The organism is Pseudomonas sp. Leaf129, assembly GCF_001423465.1.
Classification (GTDB): domain Bacteria; phylum Pseudomonadota; class Gammaproteobacteria; order Pseudomonadales; family Pseudomonadaceae; genus Aquipseudomonas; species Aquipseudomonas coleopterorum.
In genome coordinates this window covers 178,842-197,366 of sequence record NZ_LMOC01000008.1, presented here as the reverse complement: position 1 = coordinate 197,366, position 18,525 = coordinate 178,842, and the positions used below count along the sequence as shown (strand labels likewise).

At 64.5% G+C, this 18,525-nt stretch carries 16 protein-coding genes and 2 pseudogenes; 6 read left to right on the top strand and 12 right to left on the bottom strand.

Annotation, left to right across the window (positions count from 1 at the left end):
- The first annotated feature begins 75 nt into the window (after positions 1-75).
- A complete protein-coding gene (locus tag ASF66_RS14940) occupies positions 76-531 on the top strand; it encodes a response regulator (protein ID WP_056844600.1) in 456 nt (151 codons plus the stop codon).
- Between the two features lie 213 nt (positions 532-744).
- Here ASF66_RS14940 and rarD read toward each other — a convergent pair whose 3' ends face one another.
- From rarD to ASF66_RS14905, 7 genes and pseudogenes are all read right to left on the bottom strand, one after another.
- Positions 745-1,632 (bottom strand): EamA family transporter RarD, encoded by an 888-nt coding sequence (rarD, locus tag ASF66_RS14935; protein WP_049862092.1) that lies wholly within the window; start codon positions 1,630-1,632, stop codon positions 745-747.
- An 89-nt stretch (positions 1,633-1,721) separates the two neighbouring features.
- Positions 1,722-2,696, bottom strand: coding sequence for a serine/threonine protein kinase (locus ASF66_RS14930; protein WP_049862091.1), 975 nt, complete (start codon positions 2,694-2,696; stop codon positions 1,722-1,724).
- Between the two features lie 76 nt (positions 2,697-2,772).
- On the bottom strand, positions 2,773-4,674 hold the full coding sequence (locus tag ASF66_RS14925; protein ID WP_056844409.1) for a PhoX family protein: 1,902 nt from the start codon (positions 4,672-4,674) through the stop codon (positions 2,773-2,775).
- An 85-nt stretch (positions 4,675-4,759) separates the two neighbouring features.
- Positions 4,760-5,684 (bottom strand): annotated as a pseudogene (locus ASF66_RS14920) (aliphatic sulfonate ABC transporter substrate-binding protein).
- A 12-nt stretch (positions 5,685-5,696) separates the two neighbouring features.
- A complete protein-coding gene (mgrA, locus tag ASF66_RS14915; RefSeq protein WP_056844408.1) occupies positions 5,697-6,734 on the bottom strand; it encodes an L-glyceraldehyde 3-phosphate reductase in 1,038 nt (345 codons plus the stop codon).
- Between the two features lie 38 nt (positions 6,735-6,772).
- Positions 6,773-8,089, bottom strand: coding sequence for an LLM class flavin-dependent oxidoreductase (locus ASF66_RS14910; protein ID WP_056844407.1), 1,317 nt, complete (start codon positions 8,087-8,089; stop codon positions 6,773-6,775).
- A 1-nt stretch (position 8,090) separates the two neighbouring features.
- A complete protein-coding gene (locus ASF66_RS14905) occupies positions 8,091-10,226 on the bottom strand; it encodes a TonB-dependent receptor (RefSeq protein ID WP_236707118.1) in 2,136 nt (711 codons plus the stop codon).
- A gap of 255 nt (positions 10,227-10,481) precedes the next feature.
- On the opposite strand from ASF66_RS14905, the pseudogene ASF66_RS14900 reads away from it, so the two are divergent.
- The 3 genes and pseudogenes from ASF66_RS14900 to ASF66_RS14890 all read left to right on the top strand — a co-directional run.
- Positions 10,482-11,516 (top strand): annotated as a pseudogene (locus tag ASF66_RS14900) (LacI family DNA-binding transcriptional regulator); the annotation flags it as partial.
- A gap of 171 nt (positions 11,517-11,687) precedes the next feature.
- Positions 11,688-11,927: a type II toxin-antitoxin system Phd/YefM family antitoxin gene (locus tag ASF66_RS14895; RefSeq protein WP_056844405.1), complete on the top strand. Its 240-nt coding sequence runs from the start codon at positions 11,688-11,690 to the stop codon at positions 11,925-11,927.
- Positions 11,924-12,310, top strand: a complete 387-nt coding sequence (locus ASF66_RS14890; RefSeq protein ID WP_056844404.1) for a type II toxin-antitoxin system VapC family toxin — start codon at positions 11,924-11,926, stop codon at positions 12,308-12,310. Before ASF66_RS14895 ends, ASF66_RS14890 begins: the two co-directional genes overlap by 4 nt.
- Before the next feature lie 6 nt (positions 12,311-12,316).
- On the opposite strand, the gene bioD is transcribed toward ASF66_RS14890, so the two are convergent.
- The 5 genes from bioD to bioB form a co-directional block, all read right to left on the bottom strand.
- The gene (gene bioD, locus ASF66_RS14885; RefSeq protein ID WP_049862082.1) at positions 12,317-12,997 is read right to left on the bottom strand and encodes a dethiobiotin synthase; all 681 of its coding nucleotides are present in this window, start codon (positions 12,995-12,997) and stop codon (positions 12,317-12,319) included.
- Positions 12,994-13,809 carry a malonyl-ACP O-methyltransferase BioC gene (bioC, locus tag ASF66_RS14880; RefSeq protein ID WP_056844403.1) on the bottom strand — a complete coding sequence of 272 codons (816 nt, stop codon included), beginning with the start codon at positions 13,807-13,809 and terminating at the stop codon, positions 12,994-12,996. The genes bioD and bioC overlap by 4 nt, the downstream gene beginning before the upstream one ends.
- Before the next feature lie 76 nt (positions 13,810-13,885).
- Positions 13,886-14,602, bottom strand: a complete 717-nt coding sequence (locus ASF66_RS14875; RefSeq protein ID WP_056844402.1) for an alpha/beta fold hydrolase — start codon at positions 14,600-14,602, stop codon at positions 13,886-13,888.
- Positions 14,595-15,767: an 8-amino-7-oxononanoate synthase gene (bioF, locus tag ASF66_RS14870; RefSeq protein WP_056844401.1), complete on the bottom strand. Its 1,173-nt coding sequence runs from the start codon at positions 15,765-15,767 to the stop codon at positions 14,595-14,597. Before bioF ends, ASF66_RS14875 begins: the two co-directional genes overlap by 8 nt.
- A 52-nt stretch (positions 15,768-15,819) precedes the next feature.
- The gene (gene bioB, locus ASF66_RS14865) at positions 15,820-16,878 is read right to left on the bottom strand and encodes a biotin synthase BioB (RefSeq protein WP_056844400.1); all 1,059 of its coding nucleotides are present in this window, start codon (positions 16,876-16,878) and stop codon (positions 15,820-15,822) included.
- Between the two features lie 100 nt (positions 16,879-16,978).
- Here bioB and ASF66_RS14860 point away from each other — a divergent pair, with 100 nt between their 5' ends.
- A complete protein-coding gene (locus ASF66_RS14860) occupies positions 16,979-17,710 on the top strand; it encodes a ComF family protein (protein WP_056844399.1) in 732 nt (243 codons plus the stop codon).
- A 9-nt stretch (positions 17,711-17,719) separates the two neighbouring features.
- Entirely contained in the window at positions 17,720-18,469 is a 750-nt protein-coding gene (locus ASF66_RS14855) for a TOBE domain-containing protein (RefSeq protein WP_056844398.1), read from the top strand.
- The last annotated feature ends 56 nt before the right edge of the window (positions 18,470-18,525 follow it).

Genomic DNA, 18,525 nt, shown 5'->3' with positions numbered 1-18,525 from the left:
CCCATTGGACGTAAGTCTAAAAGGTGGAACGGCGCTCAAAAGGCCGATGGATAGGTAATGGATGACGGGAAACGTATGTCCGATCACGAATCATTGTTGAGTGATGCCGAGCGTGAAGCGCTCAGCGAGTTGGGCCAGGTTCAGGATACACCGCCCCAACTGGCGCTGGTGGTCGATGACGATCGCGACACGCGGGACGTGCTCGCGCAGATTCTGCAGGCGCACGGCATCCCCTGTGTGCAGGCCGAAAGCGCCATGGGCGCGATGGGCCAACTGCGCGCCAACCTACGCATCGGGTTGCTGATCACCGACCTGCGCATGGGCCCCGAGTCGGGCCTGGATCTCATTCGTGAAGTGCGCGAATCGGAGCGCGCGGCGTTGCCGATCATCATCATTTCCGGTGATGCCAGCGTGAAGGATGCGATTGCTGCGATGCACTTCAGCGTGGTGGATTTTCTGCTCAAACCGATCGACATGAATACGTTGGTCAGACTGGCGCGTGAAGAGCTGGGACTGGATGGGGCGCCTTGAGGTTATCCACGTTTATCCTGAGCGTGGCTGTGGATAACCTGTGTCGATAGCCCTGGAGCCCACAGCCTGCAACGGTTTGCGAGCGTTGATCAAAAAACGGACAGTTGTGCCGGGCTTGTGCACAATCCAGGTGGACCAGCCTGTGGATAACCTAGGCGTAACTCGCTGCAGGTCTTGTATGGCCTGGCCTGCAGCCATGTGAGCGTTTTTTGATCAGCTGCGCTGGCGCCGATTCCACCAGATATCCACACTGTAGATAAGCAACCCCGCCCAGATGAAGATGAACGTTACCAGCGTTGCCGGCGCCAGGTGTTCGCCGAACACCTGAACGGCCAGCAGCAACACCAGGGTGGGCGCGATGTATTGCAGGAAACCCAGTGTGGTGTAGGGCAGGTGGCGCGCGGCTGCGTTGAAGCACAGCAGCGGCACCAGGGTGATCGGGCCCGCGGCCATCAACCAGAGGGCCTCGCTGGTGGTCCAGAACGCTGGCTGGACGCTGGCGGCATCGCCATGCCAGAGCAGCCAGCCCGCAGCCAGCGGCACCAGCAACCAGGTTTCGATCACAAGCCCCGGCAACGCTGCCACCGGCGCGCGCTTGCGAATCAGGCCGTAGAAACCGAAGGTCAGGGCCAGCGCCAGGGACACCCACGGCAGACTGCCCACTTGCCACACCTGCTGCGCCACGCCGATGGCCGCCAGCGCCACCGCGACCCACTGCAGCGGGCGCAGCCGCTCACGCAGGATCAGCAACCCGAGCACGACGTTGAGCAGTGGATTGATGTAGTAGCCCAGACTGGCCTCGAGCACTCGGTCGTGGGTCACTGCCCAGACATAGACCAGCCAGTTGGCGGCGATCAGGCAACCGCTGCCGACCAGTATCGCCAGGCGCATGGGATTGTCGCGCAGTTCGCGCAGCCAGCCGGGATGCTTCCACACCAGCAGCAGCAACGAGCCGAGCAGCGCCGACCAGAGTACCCGCTGGGCAATGATCTCCACGGCCGGGTAGTGCGAGAGGGTCTTGAAGTAGAGGGGGATGAACCCCCAGCAGATGTAGGCGCTCAGGCCCAGGATGTATCCCCGGCGGGGATTGGCGACTTGCATGGAGCTCCCTGCTTGCATGGTTTTGTTATTGAGCGGTGGTCGGCAACTTTACACATCGGGCCGTGAGACACAACGCCTCGCGTGTGTGCTCAAAACAGTTTCAGTGGCTCTTCGTTGAGCGCTGCCAGTTGTTCGCGCAACGCCAGCACCTGGTCGCCCCAGTACCGCTCGCTGCCGAACCAGGGGAAGCTGCGCGGAAAGGCCGGGTCTTCCCAGCGGCGCGCCAACCAGGCGCTGTAGTGCATCAGGCGCAACGCCCGCAGCGGTTCGATCAGTGCCAGTTCACGGGGGTTGAAGTCATGGAACTCGCTGTAGCCGTCCATGAGTTCGGAAAGCTGCCCAAGGCATTCCTGGCGATCGCCAGCGAGCATCATCCACAGGTCCTGGACCGCCGGGCCCATGCGGCAATCGTCGAGGTCGACGATGTGGAACACGTCGTCGCGGCACATCATGTTGCCGGGGTGGCAGTCACCGTGCATGCGGATGTTTTGGTGTGGCGTGGCCTTGTAGACCTCTTCCACGCGCTTGAGCAGGTCGCGGGCCACCGACTCGTAGGCGGGCAGCAGGCTGCGCGGAACATGGTTGCCTTCGAGCAGGGTCTGCAACGAATCGTGGCCGAAGTTCTGCACGCCCAACGCTTCGCGGTGCTCGAACGGGCGCGTGGCACCCACGGCGTGCAGACGACCGAGCAACTGGCCCAGACGATAGAGCTGGTCGAGGTTCCCCGGCTCCGGCGCGCGACCGCCGCGACGAGGAAACAGGGTAAAGCGAAAGCCGGCGTGCTCGAACAGCGTCTGGCCCTCGTGCACCATCGGCGCAACCACCGGCACTTCACAGTCGGCCAGCTCGGCGGTGAAGGCGTGTTCTTCGAGGATGGCCGCATTGGTCCAGCGATCGGGACGGTAGAACTTGGCAATCAGCGGTTGGCCATCTTCGATGCCCACCTGGTAGACGCGGTTCTCGTAGCTGTTGAGCGCCAGCACCCGTGCATCGCTGAGAAAGCCGATGCTTTCCACGGCGTCGAGCACCAGGTCTGGGGTCAGTGTTTCAAAAGGGTGGGCCATGCGAACTCCTGCGCGCGGCAGGCTGCCGCGTCCGGCTCGCCATGGTAGCGCAGACGCGACAGTAGCGGTGGGCATGTTACGCGCCGATCACCCCACCGTCTTCGCGGCTGATGGCGATCACCGAAGAACGTGGCTTGCCGTTGGGCAGGTGTTCGGGGAAGGTCGAACCACCGTTTTCACCTGGATGCTGGATGCCGATGAACAGGGTGCGTTGATCGGGGGCGAAGCTCACGCCGGTGACTTCGCAGCCCACCGGGCCGACCATGAAGCGGCGAATCTCGCCGCTGGCCGGGTCGGCGCAGAGCATCTGGTTGTTGCCCATGCCGGCGAAGTCACCGGCGTTGCTGGTGTCGCCATCGGTCTGCACCCAGAGCCGACCGGCATCGTCGAAGGCCAGGCCATCGGGGCTGTTGAACATGTTCTGCGGGTTGATGTTGGACGAACCACCCTTGGCCTGGCCAGGATGCACACTGGGGTTGCCGGCCACCAAGAACAGGTCCCACTCAAAATCCATGGCACCGTGCTCGTCGCCGCTTTCGCGCCAGCGGAGGATCTGCCCGTAGACGTTCTTCTCGCGCGGGTTGGGGCCGCCGACCGGCTGGCCGTCGTCGCCGCGTTTGATGTTGTTGGTCAGGGTGCAATAGACCTGGCCATCCTTGGGGCTGACCACGATCCACTCGGGGCGGTCCATGCGCGTGGCCTGCATGGCGCTCGCAGCGAGCCGTGCGTGAATCAACACTTCGGCCTGGCTGGCGAAGCCCTTGCTGGCGTCCAGACCGTTCTTGCCATGGGTCAGCTCCACCCATTGGCCATGCCCCTTGGGACGATCCGGGTTGCCGTCGCCATTGTCGAAACGGGCGACGTACAACGTGCCGTGGTCGAGCAGGTCACGGTTGGCCTTGGGGTTGTGGTGGTCGATGCGGTCGCGGCTGATGAACTTGTAGATGAACTCGCCACGCTCGTCATCGCCCATGTACACCACCGCGCGACCATCGCGCGTTTCGGCCAGGGCCGCGTTCTCGTGCTTGAAGCGACCCAGCGCGGTGCGCTTGACCGGCATGGCGGTCGGGTCGAACGGGTCCACTTCCACGACCCAGCCGAAGCGGTTGAGTTCGTTGGGATTGCGCGCCATGTCGAAGCGCGGGTCGTGGGGGTGCCAGTTGATTTCCTTGCTCGCCGCGACCACCCCGTAGCGTTTCTGCGCGGGAGTGAACGCCAGGGTAGCGTCGGTGCTGCCGAAGCAGTCGGTGAAGTTTTCTTCGCACGTCAGGTAGGTGCCCCAGGGGGTCTTGCCGTTGGCGCAGTTCTGGAAGGTGCCATGCACCAGTTGCCCGGTGCTGTCGGCCGCAGTCTTGAGCAGGGCATCACCGGCCGCCGGGCCGCTGACGCGGATCGGCGTGTTGCCGTGAACGCGGCGGTTGTATTGCGAGCCCTGGACGAAATGCCAGTGGCCGCCCTTGCGCTGGATCTCGATCACCGACAGGCCTTCGCAGGCCAGGGCCTTGCGTACTTCTTCAGGCGACTGCGGGCTGCCGCCGTGGGCATAGAGGTAGCGGTAGTTGGTGTATTCGTTGTTGATTGCCATCAACGCGCGATTGGCGTCGTTGGGGAAGGGGAACAGACTCATGCCGTCGTTGTTGTCACCGAACTGCACTTCCTGGGCCTCGGCGCTGCCGTTGCCGCTGGGATCGAAGGCCGGGCCACCCGCCTGCAGTGGCTGCCCCCAGCTGATCAGCACGCTGGCCTGGTAGCCGGGCGGCAGGCTGATGGTATCGCTGGTGGCCGCGGCAATACCGGTGAAGCCCAGCAATGCGCTGTTGCCGGCGCTGACCGCGTTGGCCATGGCCGTGCGGGTCAGCAGGTTGCCGCCCAGGAACATCGCGGCACCGCACAGGGCGCCAGCGCCGATGAAGCGGCGACGGCTCAGGCCGGTGATCTTTTCCAGGTCGGTGGCTTGGTGTTCTTCTAACAGGCTCATGGTGATCTCCCTTCAGGTCAGCGAGTACCTTAAGGAGGGATTGTGACGAACAGATTGCAGGTCGTGGCTTAATCCTCGCACAGGCTCACTGCGCCACCTGGCCAACATCCAGCGCCCTGGGCAGCAGCTTGTTCTGGTAGAACAGGTCGGCAGTCGCCTGTTGGGTCTGGATCACGGCGTTATCCACAGGCCGTACGGGGGGAGGGTGGGCGGTTGTCCACATAACGCTCGACCACTGACTCCGGCAGCCCCATGGACTGGGCCAGCACTGCGATGCTCTGTGCATGCTCGGTGCGAGTCAGTGCCTCCGCGCTGCTGAGTTGGTCCAGCAGGTTGTGGATGAACTCGCCGTTGGCCTGGGCATAGGCACGCCGTGCGGTGTAGATCGGCCCGCCCAGACCCAGGCCGCTGCCATCGGCCAACAGCCGCGCATGACCCTGGCTCAGGGCCAGCGACGAGTAGGGTTCCCAGATTGCCCAGGCGTCGACACTGCCTTGTTCGAAGGCCGCCCGGGCGTCGGCCGGGCTCAGGTACACCGGCTGAATGTCCCGATAGCTCAGGCCAGCCTTGTTCAGCGCCCGCAGGATCAGGTTGTGCGAACTGGAGCCTTTCTGAAAGGCGACCTTCTTGCCTTTGAGGTCGGCGACCTGAGCGAACGTACTGGTGTCCTTGACCAGCAAGGTCTCGGCCTGGGGCTTGGCCGGCTCGGCACCGATGTACACAAGGTCCGCGCCCGCTGCCTGCGCGAACAGCGGCGGGATATCTCCCGTGGCCGCTACATCGAGGCTGCCGATGTTCAAGGCCTCGAGCATCTGCGGGCCCGCGGGAAATTCGATCCACTGGACCTGGGTCTGCCCGAAACGTTTTTCCAGCAGGCCATGCTGCTTGGCCAGGACCAGGGCAATCGAGCCCTTCTGATAGCCGATGCGCAGCGCCGCCGGATCGGCCAGAGCGGCGCCAGCCAGGCCCAGCAAGGCCAGCACGGCGCCCACGCGAGCGAGTGTCTTCATGTGATCGATCCCTTATTGCGCAGTCGAGGGTTTTTCCCAGAGGTTGATGCCGCCTTCCACCGCATGGCGGTCGATCTCGGCCAGTTCCTCGGCGCTGAAGCTGAGGTTGTCCAGTGCGCCGACGTTTTCGATGATCTGCTCGGGACGGCTGGCGCCGATCAGGGCGCTGGTCACGCGGCTGTCGCGCAGGGTCCAGGCCAGGGCCAATTGCGCCAGGCTCTGGCCGCGGCGGCGGGCGATTTCGTTGAGCGCGCGAACGTGGGTCAGGTTGGCCTCGCTCAAATGCCCAGGCAGCAAAGAGCCGCCGCCGGGACGGTTGACCCGCGCATCGGCCGGCACGCCTTGCAGGTACTTGTCGGTGAGCAGCCCTTGCGCCAGCGGCGTGAAGGCAATGACACCGGCGCCTAGTTCGTCGGTGACCTGCAGCAGGTCGTTCTCCACCCAGCGGTTGAGTAGGTTGTAGGCAGGCTGGTGGATCAGCAGCGGCACCTTCCACTCCTTGAGCAGGGCGGCGATCTCACGGGTCTTGACCCCGGAGTACGAGGAAATGCCGATGTACAGCGCCTTGCCCTGTTGCACCGCCGTGGCCAGGGCGCTGGCGGTTTCCTCCAGCGGCGTGTCGGGGTCGAAGCGGTGCGAGTAGAAGATATCCACATAGTCCAGGCCCAGCCGTTGCAGGCTCTGGTCCAGGCTGGCCAGGATGTACTTGCGCGAGCCGCCGCCCTGGCCGTACGGGCCGGGCCACATGTCCCAACCGGCTTTGCTGGAGATGATCAACTCGTCACGGTAGTGCTTGAAGTCCTCGCGCAGCAGACGGCCGAAATTGATCTCGGCGCTGCCATAGGGCGGGCCGTAGTTGTTGGCCAGGTCGAAGTGGTTGATGCCCAGATCGAAGGCGGTGCGCAACAGGCTGCGCTGGGTGTCGATCGGGGTGCTGTCGCCAAAGTTGTGCCACAACCCCAGGGACAGTGCTGGCAACACCAGGCCACTGCGGCCGACACGGCGGTAGGGCAGGCGCTGGTAGCGATGTTCGGCAGCGATGTAGGTCATGGAAAGCCTCGCTTCAAGGTATGTCGAAGGGCGCCCGATCAGCGCCCGTTGATTTCGGGCAGGCCCAGATGCTCGCGCAACGTGGTGCCTGTGTAGTGGGTGCGGAACAGGCCGCGGCGTTGCAGTTCGGGCACCACCTGGCGTGCGAAGTCCTCGAGCCCGCCGGGCAGATGCGGCACCAACACGTTGAAACCATCGGCGGCGCCGTTCTGGAACCATAGCTGCAATTGGTCGGCGATCTGCGCCGCAGTGCCGATAAGACTGAAATGCCCACGCCCCCCGGCGATTCGGCGACCCAGTTGCGCCAGGTTGAGGTGCTCGCGCTCGGCCAGTTCGCTGAGCAGTTGCTGACGGCTGCGCTGGCCGCTGTCGGTCAGCGGCAGCTCGGGCAGCGGTCCGTCCAGCGGGTAGCCGGACAAGTCGAAGTTGCCCAGCATGCGGCCCAGCAGCGCAACCCCGACCTCGGGTTGCACCAGGTCCTGGAATGCTTCGAACTTGGCCTGCGCCAGGGCCTGGGTTTCGCCGACCACGACGAACACCCCAGGCATGATCTTCAGCTCATCGGCGGCACGACCAAACGTGGCCGCGCGGTTCTTGAGGTCGGCGTAGAACGCTTGCGCGGCGGCCAATGAAGGCTGCGCGGTGAAGATCACATCAGCGGTCCGTGCCGCCAGCGCGCGGCCGGCTTCGGACGAACCGGCCTGCACCACCACCGGTCGCCCTTGCGGTGAGCGGGCGACGTTGAGGGGGCCCTTGACCTTGAAGTGCTCGCCGACATGGTTCAGCTCGCGGCGCCCGGCCGGGTCGTAGTATTGGCCGCTGGCCTTGTCGCGCACGAAGGCATCGGCGCTCCAGCTGTCCCAGAGACCCGTGACCACCTGATGAAACTCCTGCGCCCGGCTGTAGCGCTCGGCGTGGCCGATGTGTTCGTCGCGGCCGAAGTTGCCGGCCTCGGCCGCGGCGTCCGAGGTCACCAGGTTCCAGCCGGCGCGGCCACCGGACAGATGATCCAGCGAGGCGAACTTGCGCGCCACGTGATAGGGCTCGTTGTAGCTGGTAGTGACCGTGCTGATCAGACCGATGCGTTCGGTGACCACGCTCAGGGCCGAGAGCAGGGTCAATGGTTCGAAATGGTCGGAGCGGGCCATCTGGCTGGCGCTGTCGCCGGTGGCTGCTGCCACGCTGTCGGCCAGGAACAGGGTGTCGAAGCAGGCCGCCTCGGCCACCTGCGCCAGGTGCCGATAATGCTGGAAATCGAGCCCTGCATCGGCCGGCACCTGGGGATGGCGCCAGGCAGCCACGTGGTGCCCGGTGGCCATCAGAAAGGCACCCAGTTTCATCTGTCTGGCGCTCATGTCAGAAATCCTTGCGCAGTTGCACGCCGAAGTAGCGCTCGTCATCACGGGGCAGGGCGCGGTAGATATAGCCGCTGCCACTGGCCAGCATCGGCGAGTAGGACTTGTCGGCCAGGTTCTTGCCCAGCAGCGCGACACGCCAGCCATTGGTGTAGTCGGCCAAGGCGATGCTGGCATTCCAGATGCCATAGGCACCTTGCTTGGTGTCCGGGTTCTGGCTGATGTCGTACTGCACTTCGCTCTGCCAGCTGTAATCGGTCCCCAGCTCCACATCCAGGCCATTGGCCAATGGAATGCTGTAGTCGGCGCGCACGTAGCTCTTCCAGTCGGGGCTGTAGGGCAGGGTCTTGCCGTCGACGTTGCAGGAAGCGGCCGCGCCGGCCGGGCAACTGAACTGATCGATACGCGCCCGGGTGTAGGCCAGTGCGCCGGAGAGCTTGAGGTTCTGCGTGGCCTGCAGGGCGTAGTCCAGCTCGACGCCCTCGGTGCTGACGCTGCCAGCGTTGATCAGTCGCGTTACCACCTGGTTGGCCACGGTGTCGAAGAAGTTCGCCTGGTAGTTGTCGTACTCGCTATGAAAGACCGCCAGATTGCTGGTCAGGCGATTGTCCCAGGCGCTGGCCTTGATCCCCGCTTCCCAGGTGTTGGAAGTTTCCGGCTTGAGCGCGTCGGTGTCGCGCGGCTGCATGTTGAAGAACACGTTGTAGGCTGGGCCTTTGTACCCGCGTGAATAGGTGACATAGGCCATGACGTCGTCACTGAGGTCGTACTGCACGCCCAGTCGTCCGGACCAGCCATCCTCATCCACCGAGCCTGAGCTGCGGGTGCCCGGCTGGATGCCGCTGACGGTGGTGGCCGAGGTCGACACGCGACGGTGATCGTATTCCAGGTCGTCGTGGGTCCAGCGCAGACCGGCGATGCCGCGCAGCCGCGAGGTGAAGTTGAGGGTGGTCTCACCGAAGGCCGAGTAGCTGTCGCTGGTGGTGGTATAGTCGGCCACGCCGCGCTGGCTGCCGGTCGGTGTCACCAAGGTGCGGCGGTAGGTTTCGTCGTCCTTGCCGTGCATGTAGAACAGCCCGCCGACGTACTCCACGAACTCACCCTTGGGCGAGGCCAGGCGGACTTCCTGTGAGTACTGGTCGTAGCTCAGGTCGCCCTTGTCTTCCGTGCCGGGGAAGGCGCTGGTGATGGTCGCCAGGCGGTCGCCGTCCTGCCATTGGGTGTTGTCCCAGCCGCGCCAGGCGGTGATCGAGGTCAGGGTGTAGTCGCCCAGGTTCCAGTCCAACTGGGCCGACAGACCCTTGTTGATGTCCTCGACATGGCTGCGGTAGTCGCTGGCGATATCACGGCTGTGGCCGCTGGCCGACACAGGCGCCAGGGCGCCCGCGAACGCGGGAGTGAGTGCCTTGCTGACGACGCCATTGGGCGCGTCGTCGTGGCTCTGCATGTAGTCGGCGGCCAAGGTAAGAGTGAGGTCGTCATTGGGGGTGAACTCGAGCTTCCCCCGCACGCCCTTGCGGTTGTAGCCATTGACTTCGTGACCATTGGCGCGGTTGTCGACGTTGCCGTCGTAGCTGCCGAACAGCGTGGTCAGCGAGCCCTTGAGGGTGTCGGGGATCAGGCTGCCACCGATGCCGAAGCGGGTGCGGCTTTCGTTGCCGCTGTAGTACGACTGGTCGATGTAGCCGTGGGTCTCTTGGGTGGGCGCCTTGGTCACGATGTTCAACACGCCGGCCGAGGCGTTCTTGCCGAACAGCGTGCCTTGCGGGCCGCGCAGCACTTCGATGCGTTCCAGATCCAACAGGTCCAGGGTGGCCTGGCCGGGGCGCCCGTACACCACGCCATCGATGACCGTGGCCACGGTGGGCTCCACGCCGGGGGAGGTGGAAATGGTGCCCACCCCACGGATGAACAGCGAGGTGTCCTTGTTCGAGGCGCCGGTGCGGAAATTCAGGCTGGGCACCTGTTGCACGATGCTCGCAACGCCGTTGCGGTTGTCCCGTTCCAGCTGCTCGCCGTCGACCACCGACACCGCCACGGGCACTTTCTGCAGCGACTCGGCACGCCGCGTGGCCGTGACCGTGACGGCCTGCAGGCTGACCGACTCTTCATCGCCCTGGGCGGCAAAGGCGGGCATTGCGCTCAAGGTGATGGCCGCAGCGACGGCTTGGGACAATACGGAAGTCTTGATCGCGAAAGATTGACGCTGTGGCATGGCGAGTCGCTCGAACAGGGGCTGGACATTGTTTTGATTGGCGCAGCATTCGCTCGAGCGAGTAGCAGACAGGTCAGCTGGTTAGCGCTAACATGGCGAATAGTGGCGATGAACGCTTATACGGTCAAATACCGTAATTTCTACTGTTTATGGTTTTTAGTTATTAGAGGCGGGCAGATGACCGATCCCAAGCATCAGCGCAAGCGCCGTGGTGCTGGCCGCGTGACACTGGCCAGCGTGGCCACCCACGCAGGGGTCTCTGCCATGACCGTGTCGCGCTATTTCAATCGACCGGACCTGGTATCGGACGAGCATCGGCAGCGCATCGCCCAAGCGGTGACGGAGCTGGGTTATGTTCCCAATCTGGTGGCCGGAGGGCTGGCGTCGGCGCGGGGCAAGATCGTCGGCATGGTCATCCCGAACATTTCCGGGCCGATCTTCGCCCATACCATTCAAGGCTTCAGCGATACCTTGAGCAGGCATGGCTACCAAGTCCTGCTGGCGTCCAGCTATTTCAGCGCCGAGCAGGAGGAGAACGCTGTGCGTGCCTTCCTTGGCTGGTCGCCTGCGGCCCTGGTGCTGACCAGCCACTTCCACAGCGTCGGCACCGAGAAGATGCTGGCCCAAGCGCAGATACCGTTGGTGGAAACCTGGGACTATCAACCCGAACGCACGCCGATGCAGATCGGCTTCTCGCATGCTCAGGTGGGCGTCACTTCGGTGCGCTACCTGTACGGCGAAGGCTACCGGCGCATCGCCTTCGTCCAGAACAGCGCAGCGGGCGACTTGAGCGCACTCGAGCGTCGAGACGGCTATGCCGCGACGCTGGCCGAGCTGGGCCTGGAACCCCAGGTGTTCGCTCCCGATCCCTCCCTGGCGCCTTTCGAAGCCGGCAAACAGGCCCTGCATGCCCTGATGGCGAGCGCGCAACCACCGGATGCGATCATCTTCGCCAACGATAACCTGGCCGCTGGCGGCTTGCTGGCGGCCCAGCGCGCCGGGCTGCGCATTCCACAGGATTGCGCGGTGATGGGCTTCGGCGACTACCCCTTCGCCGAAATGCTCCTGCCCAGCCTGACCACCATCAGGCCGCCTGCGCTGCAGATTGGCGTGCTGGCGGCGACTCGTGTCCTGCAAAGCCTGGGCATCATCGAGGGCGAGCCGCCGCATCTGGAGCTGCTCGACTGCGAACTGGTGGCGCGGGAGAGCAGTAGATACGCAAAGCGGCCTTCGACTTCGCACCCGCGTTTGAAAATGACACACAAGAATGCATTAGCTAAGAAGTCGGGCTAGGCTAGACTTTACATGCATCGCATGGTTTTGCCTTGCAGAGATCACTTTTCCTGCAACAGATCGTCTGTCCTGCTAAAGGAGTCGCCACCAATGGCCATCCACAACACTCACGACGCCAAGAGCAATCTGTCGCGCCTGCTCGAACAAGCCGCAGCCGGTGAAGTGGTGGTCATCGCCAAGGCCGGCAAGCCCATTGCCAAGCTGGTGGCCTATGATGCGCCAGAGCAGCGCGAAGCAAAGCGTATCGGTTTCATGCTTGATCTTGTGGTTCCGGAAGACTTTGATGAGCTCGACAATGAGGTCACCAATCTCTTCGAGGGCAAGGTGTGAAGTTACTGCTCGACACGCATATCCTGATCTGGGTCGCCAAGGACAGCCCAATGCTTTCCTCAAAGGCTCGATCCTTGATCGCCAATCTGGATCACGAGGTTTACTTTAGCGCGGCAAGCCTATGGGAAGTGGCTATCAAAAACGGCCTCAGCCGCAGCGGTATAGTGATCGATACGGCGGGTCTGCGCCGTCAGCTATTGCTCAATGGCTACCACGAACTGCCGATCACGGCAGCCCATGGCATGGCCGTTGAAAAGCTGCCGCCCATTCACCGCGATCCATTCGACCGCCTGCTGTTTGCCCAAGCCACTCTGGAAAGCATGCAGCTACTGACGGCCGACGCACTATCGAGTCAATACGGCGCACCCGCGTTGCAGGTTTGAGCCTTGCTACCCAAGAAGCTCGATATGCAGATATTCGGCCACGCTCTGTGCGCTGGCGTTCTTCAGGTAGGGCACGCGACCCAGGCAAGGGGCCGGCAGGCGTTCGGCCAGGGTGGCGAGGTTGTCTTCCAGGCGTGAGGTTTTCGGTTCGATGATATTGGCCACCCAACCGGCCAGTTGCAGGCCGTCGCGGGCGATGGCTTCCGCGCTCAGCAGCGCATGGCTGATAGCGCCAAGGCGCACGCCCACCACCAGAATCACCGGCAGCTTCAAGGCAATGGCCAGGTCCGACAGATTGGCCTGGTCGGACAGCGGCACGCGCCAGCCACCAGCGCCTTCGATCAGGGTGAAGTCGGCCTGCCGGGCCAGCACCTCACGCATGGGGGCCAACAGCGAGCCGACGGTGAGGGCCACGCCGGCCTCGCGGGCGGCGATGTGGGGGGCGATTGCAGGTTCGAAGGCGACCGGGTTGATCTGCGCGTACTCAAGCTTGAGCGAGCTCTGGGCCATCAAGGCCAACGCGTCGCTGTTGCGCAGGCCCTTGGGGGTCACCTCGCAACCCGAGGCAACGGGCTTCGCGCCCAGCGTGCTCAGACCCTTGAGGCTGGCAGCGTGCAGCAGGCCGGCGGCCACGGTGGTCTTGCCGATGTCCGTGTCCGTACCGGCAATGAAATAGGCGCTCATCAGGATTGTCCTTGCTCGACGGGTTTGCGCAGCACAGCGTAGACCACCTGGTAGGTGGCTGGCAGCCCCTGGGGTACACGAAAGGCTTCATAGGCCTGCAACAGGCCGAGCATGCGCGCGCGGCCGGTCAGGCCGTCGGGGCGACCGGGGTTGAGGTTGTGCGCACCCAGCGCTTTGAGTTCATGGGTCAGACCACGCACGTCGGCGTAGTGCAGCACATGGGATACGTTATCCAGGCCCAGCACCTCCAGGCCGCTGTCGGCGCACAGGCGTTGGTAGTCGGCGAATTCACGGAAGCGGTTGACGTGCACTCGGCCATCCACCGCTCGCCAGCTTTGCCGCAGCTCGTGCAGTGTACCCGCGCACAGGCTGGCAAAGGCCAGGACGCCGCCGGGTTGCAAGGTTCTGCGAGCCTCGGCGAGCACGGCGGCGAAGTCGCTGCACCATTGCACCGCCAGGCTGGAATAGATCAGACCACAGCTGCCGTCGCGCAACGGCAGTTGCTCGGCATCGCCAGCCACATGCCAGGTGGCACCACCCTGTACCCGCGCGTGGCTGAGCATGCCTTCGGCAATGTCCAGCGCCACACCGACGCCGCTTGGAAAACGCTGGGCCAGAACACGGCTGAAGTAGCCGGTGCCGCTGCCCAGGTCGAGCCATTGCCAGGGTTGCAGGTCGTCTGGCAGTCGAGTGAGCAATGAGTGACCCACGTCCCGCTGCAATTGCGCGACGCTGTCATAGCTCGCCGCCGCCTTGGAGAACGACGCCGCCACCAGCCGCTTTTCCGGCAACCCGAGCGCAGTCTCCCGCCTCACCTCACCCCCTGTAGCAGCGGCGCAAGCCGCGTCATCTGCCACCCCAGACCTCGCGCCAAACGCAATACCGTTCCTCTTACTCATGCACAAAGGCCCCAATTGCACCGGCGACCCTATCCGGGTCCTCCAGCATGAACCCATGACTGGCCCGCTCGACCACGCCGATCTGGGCCTCCGGCACCAGCTTGCGCAATGCACTCACTGCCCCGACGGGCACCAGCGAATCGCTCCCGGCAAACAGGTGCAGTTGCGGCCCGGCAAACGCCTGCAACGCGGCACGGGTATCCAGCTCCGCGAGCACGTGCAAGCCCTCGACCAACGTCTGTGTCGAAGCCGGCTCAGCAACCGCCAGTCGCCGAGAAAGCCCGCGGGGATCAGCGCCGCCTTGCGCACAGAGCGACGCGAAGCGCTTCAGCAGGGTTTTCGGATCCGCCGCGCAAGCGGCCAGAAAGGCTTCGAACGTCTCAGCGGGCATTGCATCCGGCCAGTCGGCGCGGGCCACGAAACAAGCGTTGCTGGCCAGGGTCAACAGGCCGGGGCAGCGTTCACCCCGGCGCGCCGCGAGCTCGGCGGCAAGCATGCCCCCCAGCGACCAGCCACCCAGCCAGACACCGTCCGGCAGGCGTGCGTCGAGGGCATCCAGCCAACCGGCAAGCCCCGCAGCGTCTGGCGTGGGCAAGGGTTCGATCTGCACCGGCACCGGTTCACCGAGCTGCTGCAGCGCAGCGACCAACGGCTCCAGCGCATCTGTACCCAGGCCCCAGCCGGGCAGCAGGATCAGGCGATCAGACATGTTCGGCTCCCAGCAGCGGGTAGCATTCAGCCAGCGCATCGAGCAATTGCCGGACCTGGGCACTGCTGTGCGCTGCCGAAAGCGTCACCCGCAACCGCGCACTGCCGGCAGGCACGGTCGGCGGGCGAATGGCCGTCACCAGTAATCCGCGCTCGCGCAACAGCTGCGACAAGCGCAAGGCACGGCCGGCATCGCCGACCAGAATCGGCTGAATGGGCGTGAAACTGTCCATCAAGGTCAGGCCCAACTGGGCAGCGCCGTGTCGGAACTGGGTGATCAGGCTCGCCAGGTGCTCGCGTCGCCAGTGTTCGCTGCGCAGCAGTTGCAGGCTGCGCAAGGTGGCGCAGGCCAGCGCCGGTGGCTGGCTGGTCGTGTAGATGTAGGGCCGAGCGAACTGCACCAGGGTCTCGATCAGTTCCTCGCTGCCCGCCACGAACGCGCCTGCAGTGCCGAAGCCTTTGCCCAGGGTGCCGACCAGCACTTGCACATCGTCCATCCCCAGCCCGAAATGCTCGACGATACCGCCGCCGGTAGCGCCCAGGGCACCGAACCCGTGGGCATCGTCGACCAGCAGCCAGGCGCCCTTGGCGCGGGCAACGGCGGCCAGTCGTGGCAGCTCGGCGAGGTCGCCGTCCATGCTGAACACACCATCGGTCACCACCAGCGTGTTGCCGACGGCCTTGGCCAGGCGTGTTTCCAGGCTGGCTGCATCGTTGTGCAGGTAACGGCTGAAGCGCGCGCCGCTGAGCAGCCCGGCGTCCAGCAGCGAAGCATGGTTGAGACGGTCCTGCAACACGCTATCGCCTTGCCCCACCAAGGCAGTGACCGCCCCCAGATTGGCCATGTAGCCGGTGGAGAACAGCAGCGCCCGCGGGCGCCCGGTGAATTCAGCCAGGGCCTCTTCCAGCGCATGGTGAGGGCTGCTGTGGCCGACTACCAGATGGGACGCGCCGCCGCCCACACCCCAGCGCTCGGCGCCCTCGCGCCAGGCCTTGATCACGTCGGGGTGGTTGGCCAGACCTAGGTAGTCGTTGCTGCAGAAGGCCAGCAGCGGTTGGCCATCGACCACCACGCGCGGCCCTTGCGGGCTTTGCAGCAATGGACGCTGACGATAGAGGTCGGCGGCGCGGCGCTCGGCCAGGCGCGCGCTGAGGTCGAAGGGCATGCAGGCCTCGAATGGCAGTGGGCGAACGCCGGCCGCTTGGGCCGGCGCAGGGTCAGGCGGAAGCAGCGTCGTAGAACAGGTCGCTGCTCTTCTGTTCGACCAGGGCCTGTTCGATGGCCGCTTGATGGACTTCGTCAGCGTGTTCTTCGCGCGCTTCTGGGGCGATCCCGAGGCGGGCGAACAACTGCATGTCCTTGTCCGCCTGCGGGTTGGCGGTGGTCAGCAGCTTGTCGCCGTAGAAGATCGAGTTGGCCCCGGCCAGGAAGGCCAGTGCCTGCATCTGCTCGTTCATCGCCTCACGCCCGGCGGACAGACGCACGTGGGATTGCGGCATGAGAATGCGCGCCACGGCCAGCATGCGGATGAAGTCGAACGGATCGATATCCTCGGCGTTCTCGAGCGGGGTGCCGGCGACCTTCACCAGCATGTTGATCGGCACCGACTCGGGATGCTCCGGCAGGTTGGCCAACTGGATCAGCAGCCCGGCGCGGTCGTCCAGCGACTCGCCCATGCCCAGAATGCCGCCCGAGCAGATCTTCATGCCGGCGTCGCGCACGTGGGCCAGGGTCTGCAGGCGCTCGCCGTAGGTGCGGGTGGTGATGATGCTGCCGTAGAACTCCGGCGAGGTGTCCAGGTTGTGGTTGTAGTAGTCCAGCCCGGCCTGGGCCAGTGCCTTGGTCTGGTCTTCGTCCAGCCGGCCCAGGGTCATGCAGGTTTCCAGGCCCATGGCCTTGACCCCGGCAACCATCTGCAACACATACGGCATGTCCTTGGCCGAGGGGTGCTTCCAGGCCGCGCCCATGCAGAATCGTGTCGAACCGATCGCTTTGGCGCGGGCGGCTTCTTCGAGCACCTTCTGCACTTCCATCAGCTTTTCTTTTTCCAGCCCGGTGTTGTAGTGCCCCGACTGCGGGCAGTACTTGCAGTCTTCGGGGCAGGCGCCGGTCTTGATCGACAGCAGGGTCGAGACCTGGACCCGATTGGGGTCGAAATGCGCGCGATGCACGCTTTGCGCCTGAAACAGCAGGTCGTTGAAAGGCTGCACGAACAGCGCCTTGACCTCGGCCAGGGTCCAGTCGTGACGAACGGTTGCAGTTGTACTGGCGCTCATCGGCGATTCCTTGTTTATGCTCGGTCAAGCCCAGGACACGGAATGTCCATGGGCGCAACGCGGCTATTGAGTCGAATGCGGGCATGATTAAGGAAGCGCCATGTACTGTCAACCTGCTGTCAATACCTCAGTTTACAAGTGGATAAAAAGTGATCAGTCCTGCTTGCTGTGTGATGGCGCTTCGGGTAACCCCTATGCCCTCTGCGAGTCGTGCGAATGCGATCTGCCCTGGCTGGACGAGCAATGTGTGGTGTGTGCCCTGCCGCTGGCCATGTGCGGATTCACCTGCGCCCCGTGCCGGCGGCGCCCGCCCGCCTTCGAGAAGGTGGAAACCCCCTGGCATTACGGTTTCCCCGTCGACAGCCTGATCACACGTTTCAAGCACAACAGCCAGTGGCCCTACGGGCGCCTGCTGGCAGAGTTGACCAGCCACTGGCTCGACCACCGTTTCAACGAGGATCTGCCGCGCCCGCAATTGCTGATCCCGGTGCCCATGGGCCGCAAACGCCTGCGCAAGCGCGGTTTCAATCAGGCTGAAATGCTCGCTGGCTGGCTGTCCAAGGCGCTGCATATCGACTGCGATTCGACCCTCGTTCAGCGCACGCTCGAAACGCGAGCCCAGCAGGAACTGGGTGCCAAGGCCCGGCTGCACAATCTGCAACACGCTTTTTCCGTGATGCCTCACGCGAGGCTGGAAGGGCTGCACGTGGCCCTGGTCGACGACGTGATCACCACCGGCGCCACGGCCCAGGCCCTGGCAGTGTTGCTGCGCAAGGCCGGCGCCGCGCGCGTGGACGTCTACTGTCTGGCGCGCACGGCCAAGGCCGAGTAGCCTTGAACCATGACCTTGTCCCCTTTGCTGGCCCAACACATCGCACGTCGTCCGCAACGCATCGAGCTGTTGCGGCATATTGCCGAGCAGGGTTCGATCACCCGCGCCGCCAAGGCCGCCGGCCTGAGCTACAAAGGCGCCTGGGACGCCATCGACGAACTCAACAACCTGGCTCACACGCCCCTGGTCGAGCGCGTCGTGGGCGGCAAGGGCGGCGGGGGCGCCCGACTGTCCGAGGAAGGGCAGCGCATGCTGCGCCTCTACCAGAAACTTCAAGCGCTGCAGGCGCAGGTCCTCGAAGCCGCCGAAGACGCCAACGACCTGGACCTGCTCGGCCGACTGATGCTGCGCACCAGTGCGCGCAACCAGTTGCATGGCCGTGTGAGTGCCATCGAGGCGCAAGGTCGCAACGACCACATCACCCTTGATCTTGGTGCAGGGCTGAACCTGCGTGCCCAGATCACCCATGACAGCACGCAAACCCTGTCGCTGGCCCCGGGCGCCGGGGTGGTGGCCTTGATCAAGGCCGGTTGGCTCTGCGTGCTGCCGGTGGATGTCGCCGGTGTCCCCGGTCACAATTGCCTGCAAGGGCTCTTGGAGCAAGTTCTGCTCCAGGACCAGGGGCCCTGTGAAATGCGCATCGGGCTGGCCAATGGGCAGACCCTCTGCGCACTGTCACCGCTCGGACCGGTCCGTGAGGGCGAGCCGGTCAATGTCTGGTTCGATCCTGCCAACGTGCTGCTCGGCACGCCGCTCTAACCCGCACGCTACCCGCTGAATACCTCGCTGTACCCGTTTCTGCAGGCCGGATGCGC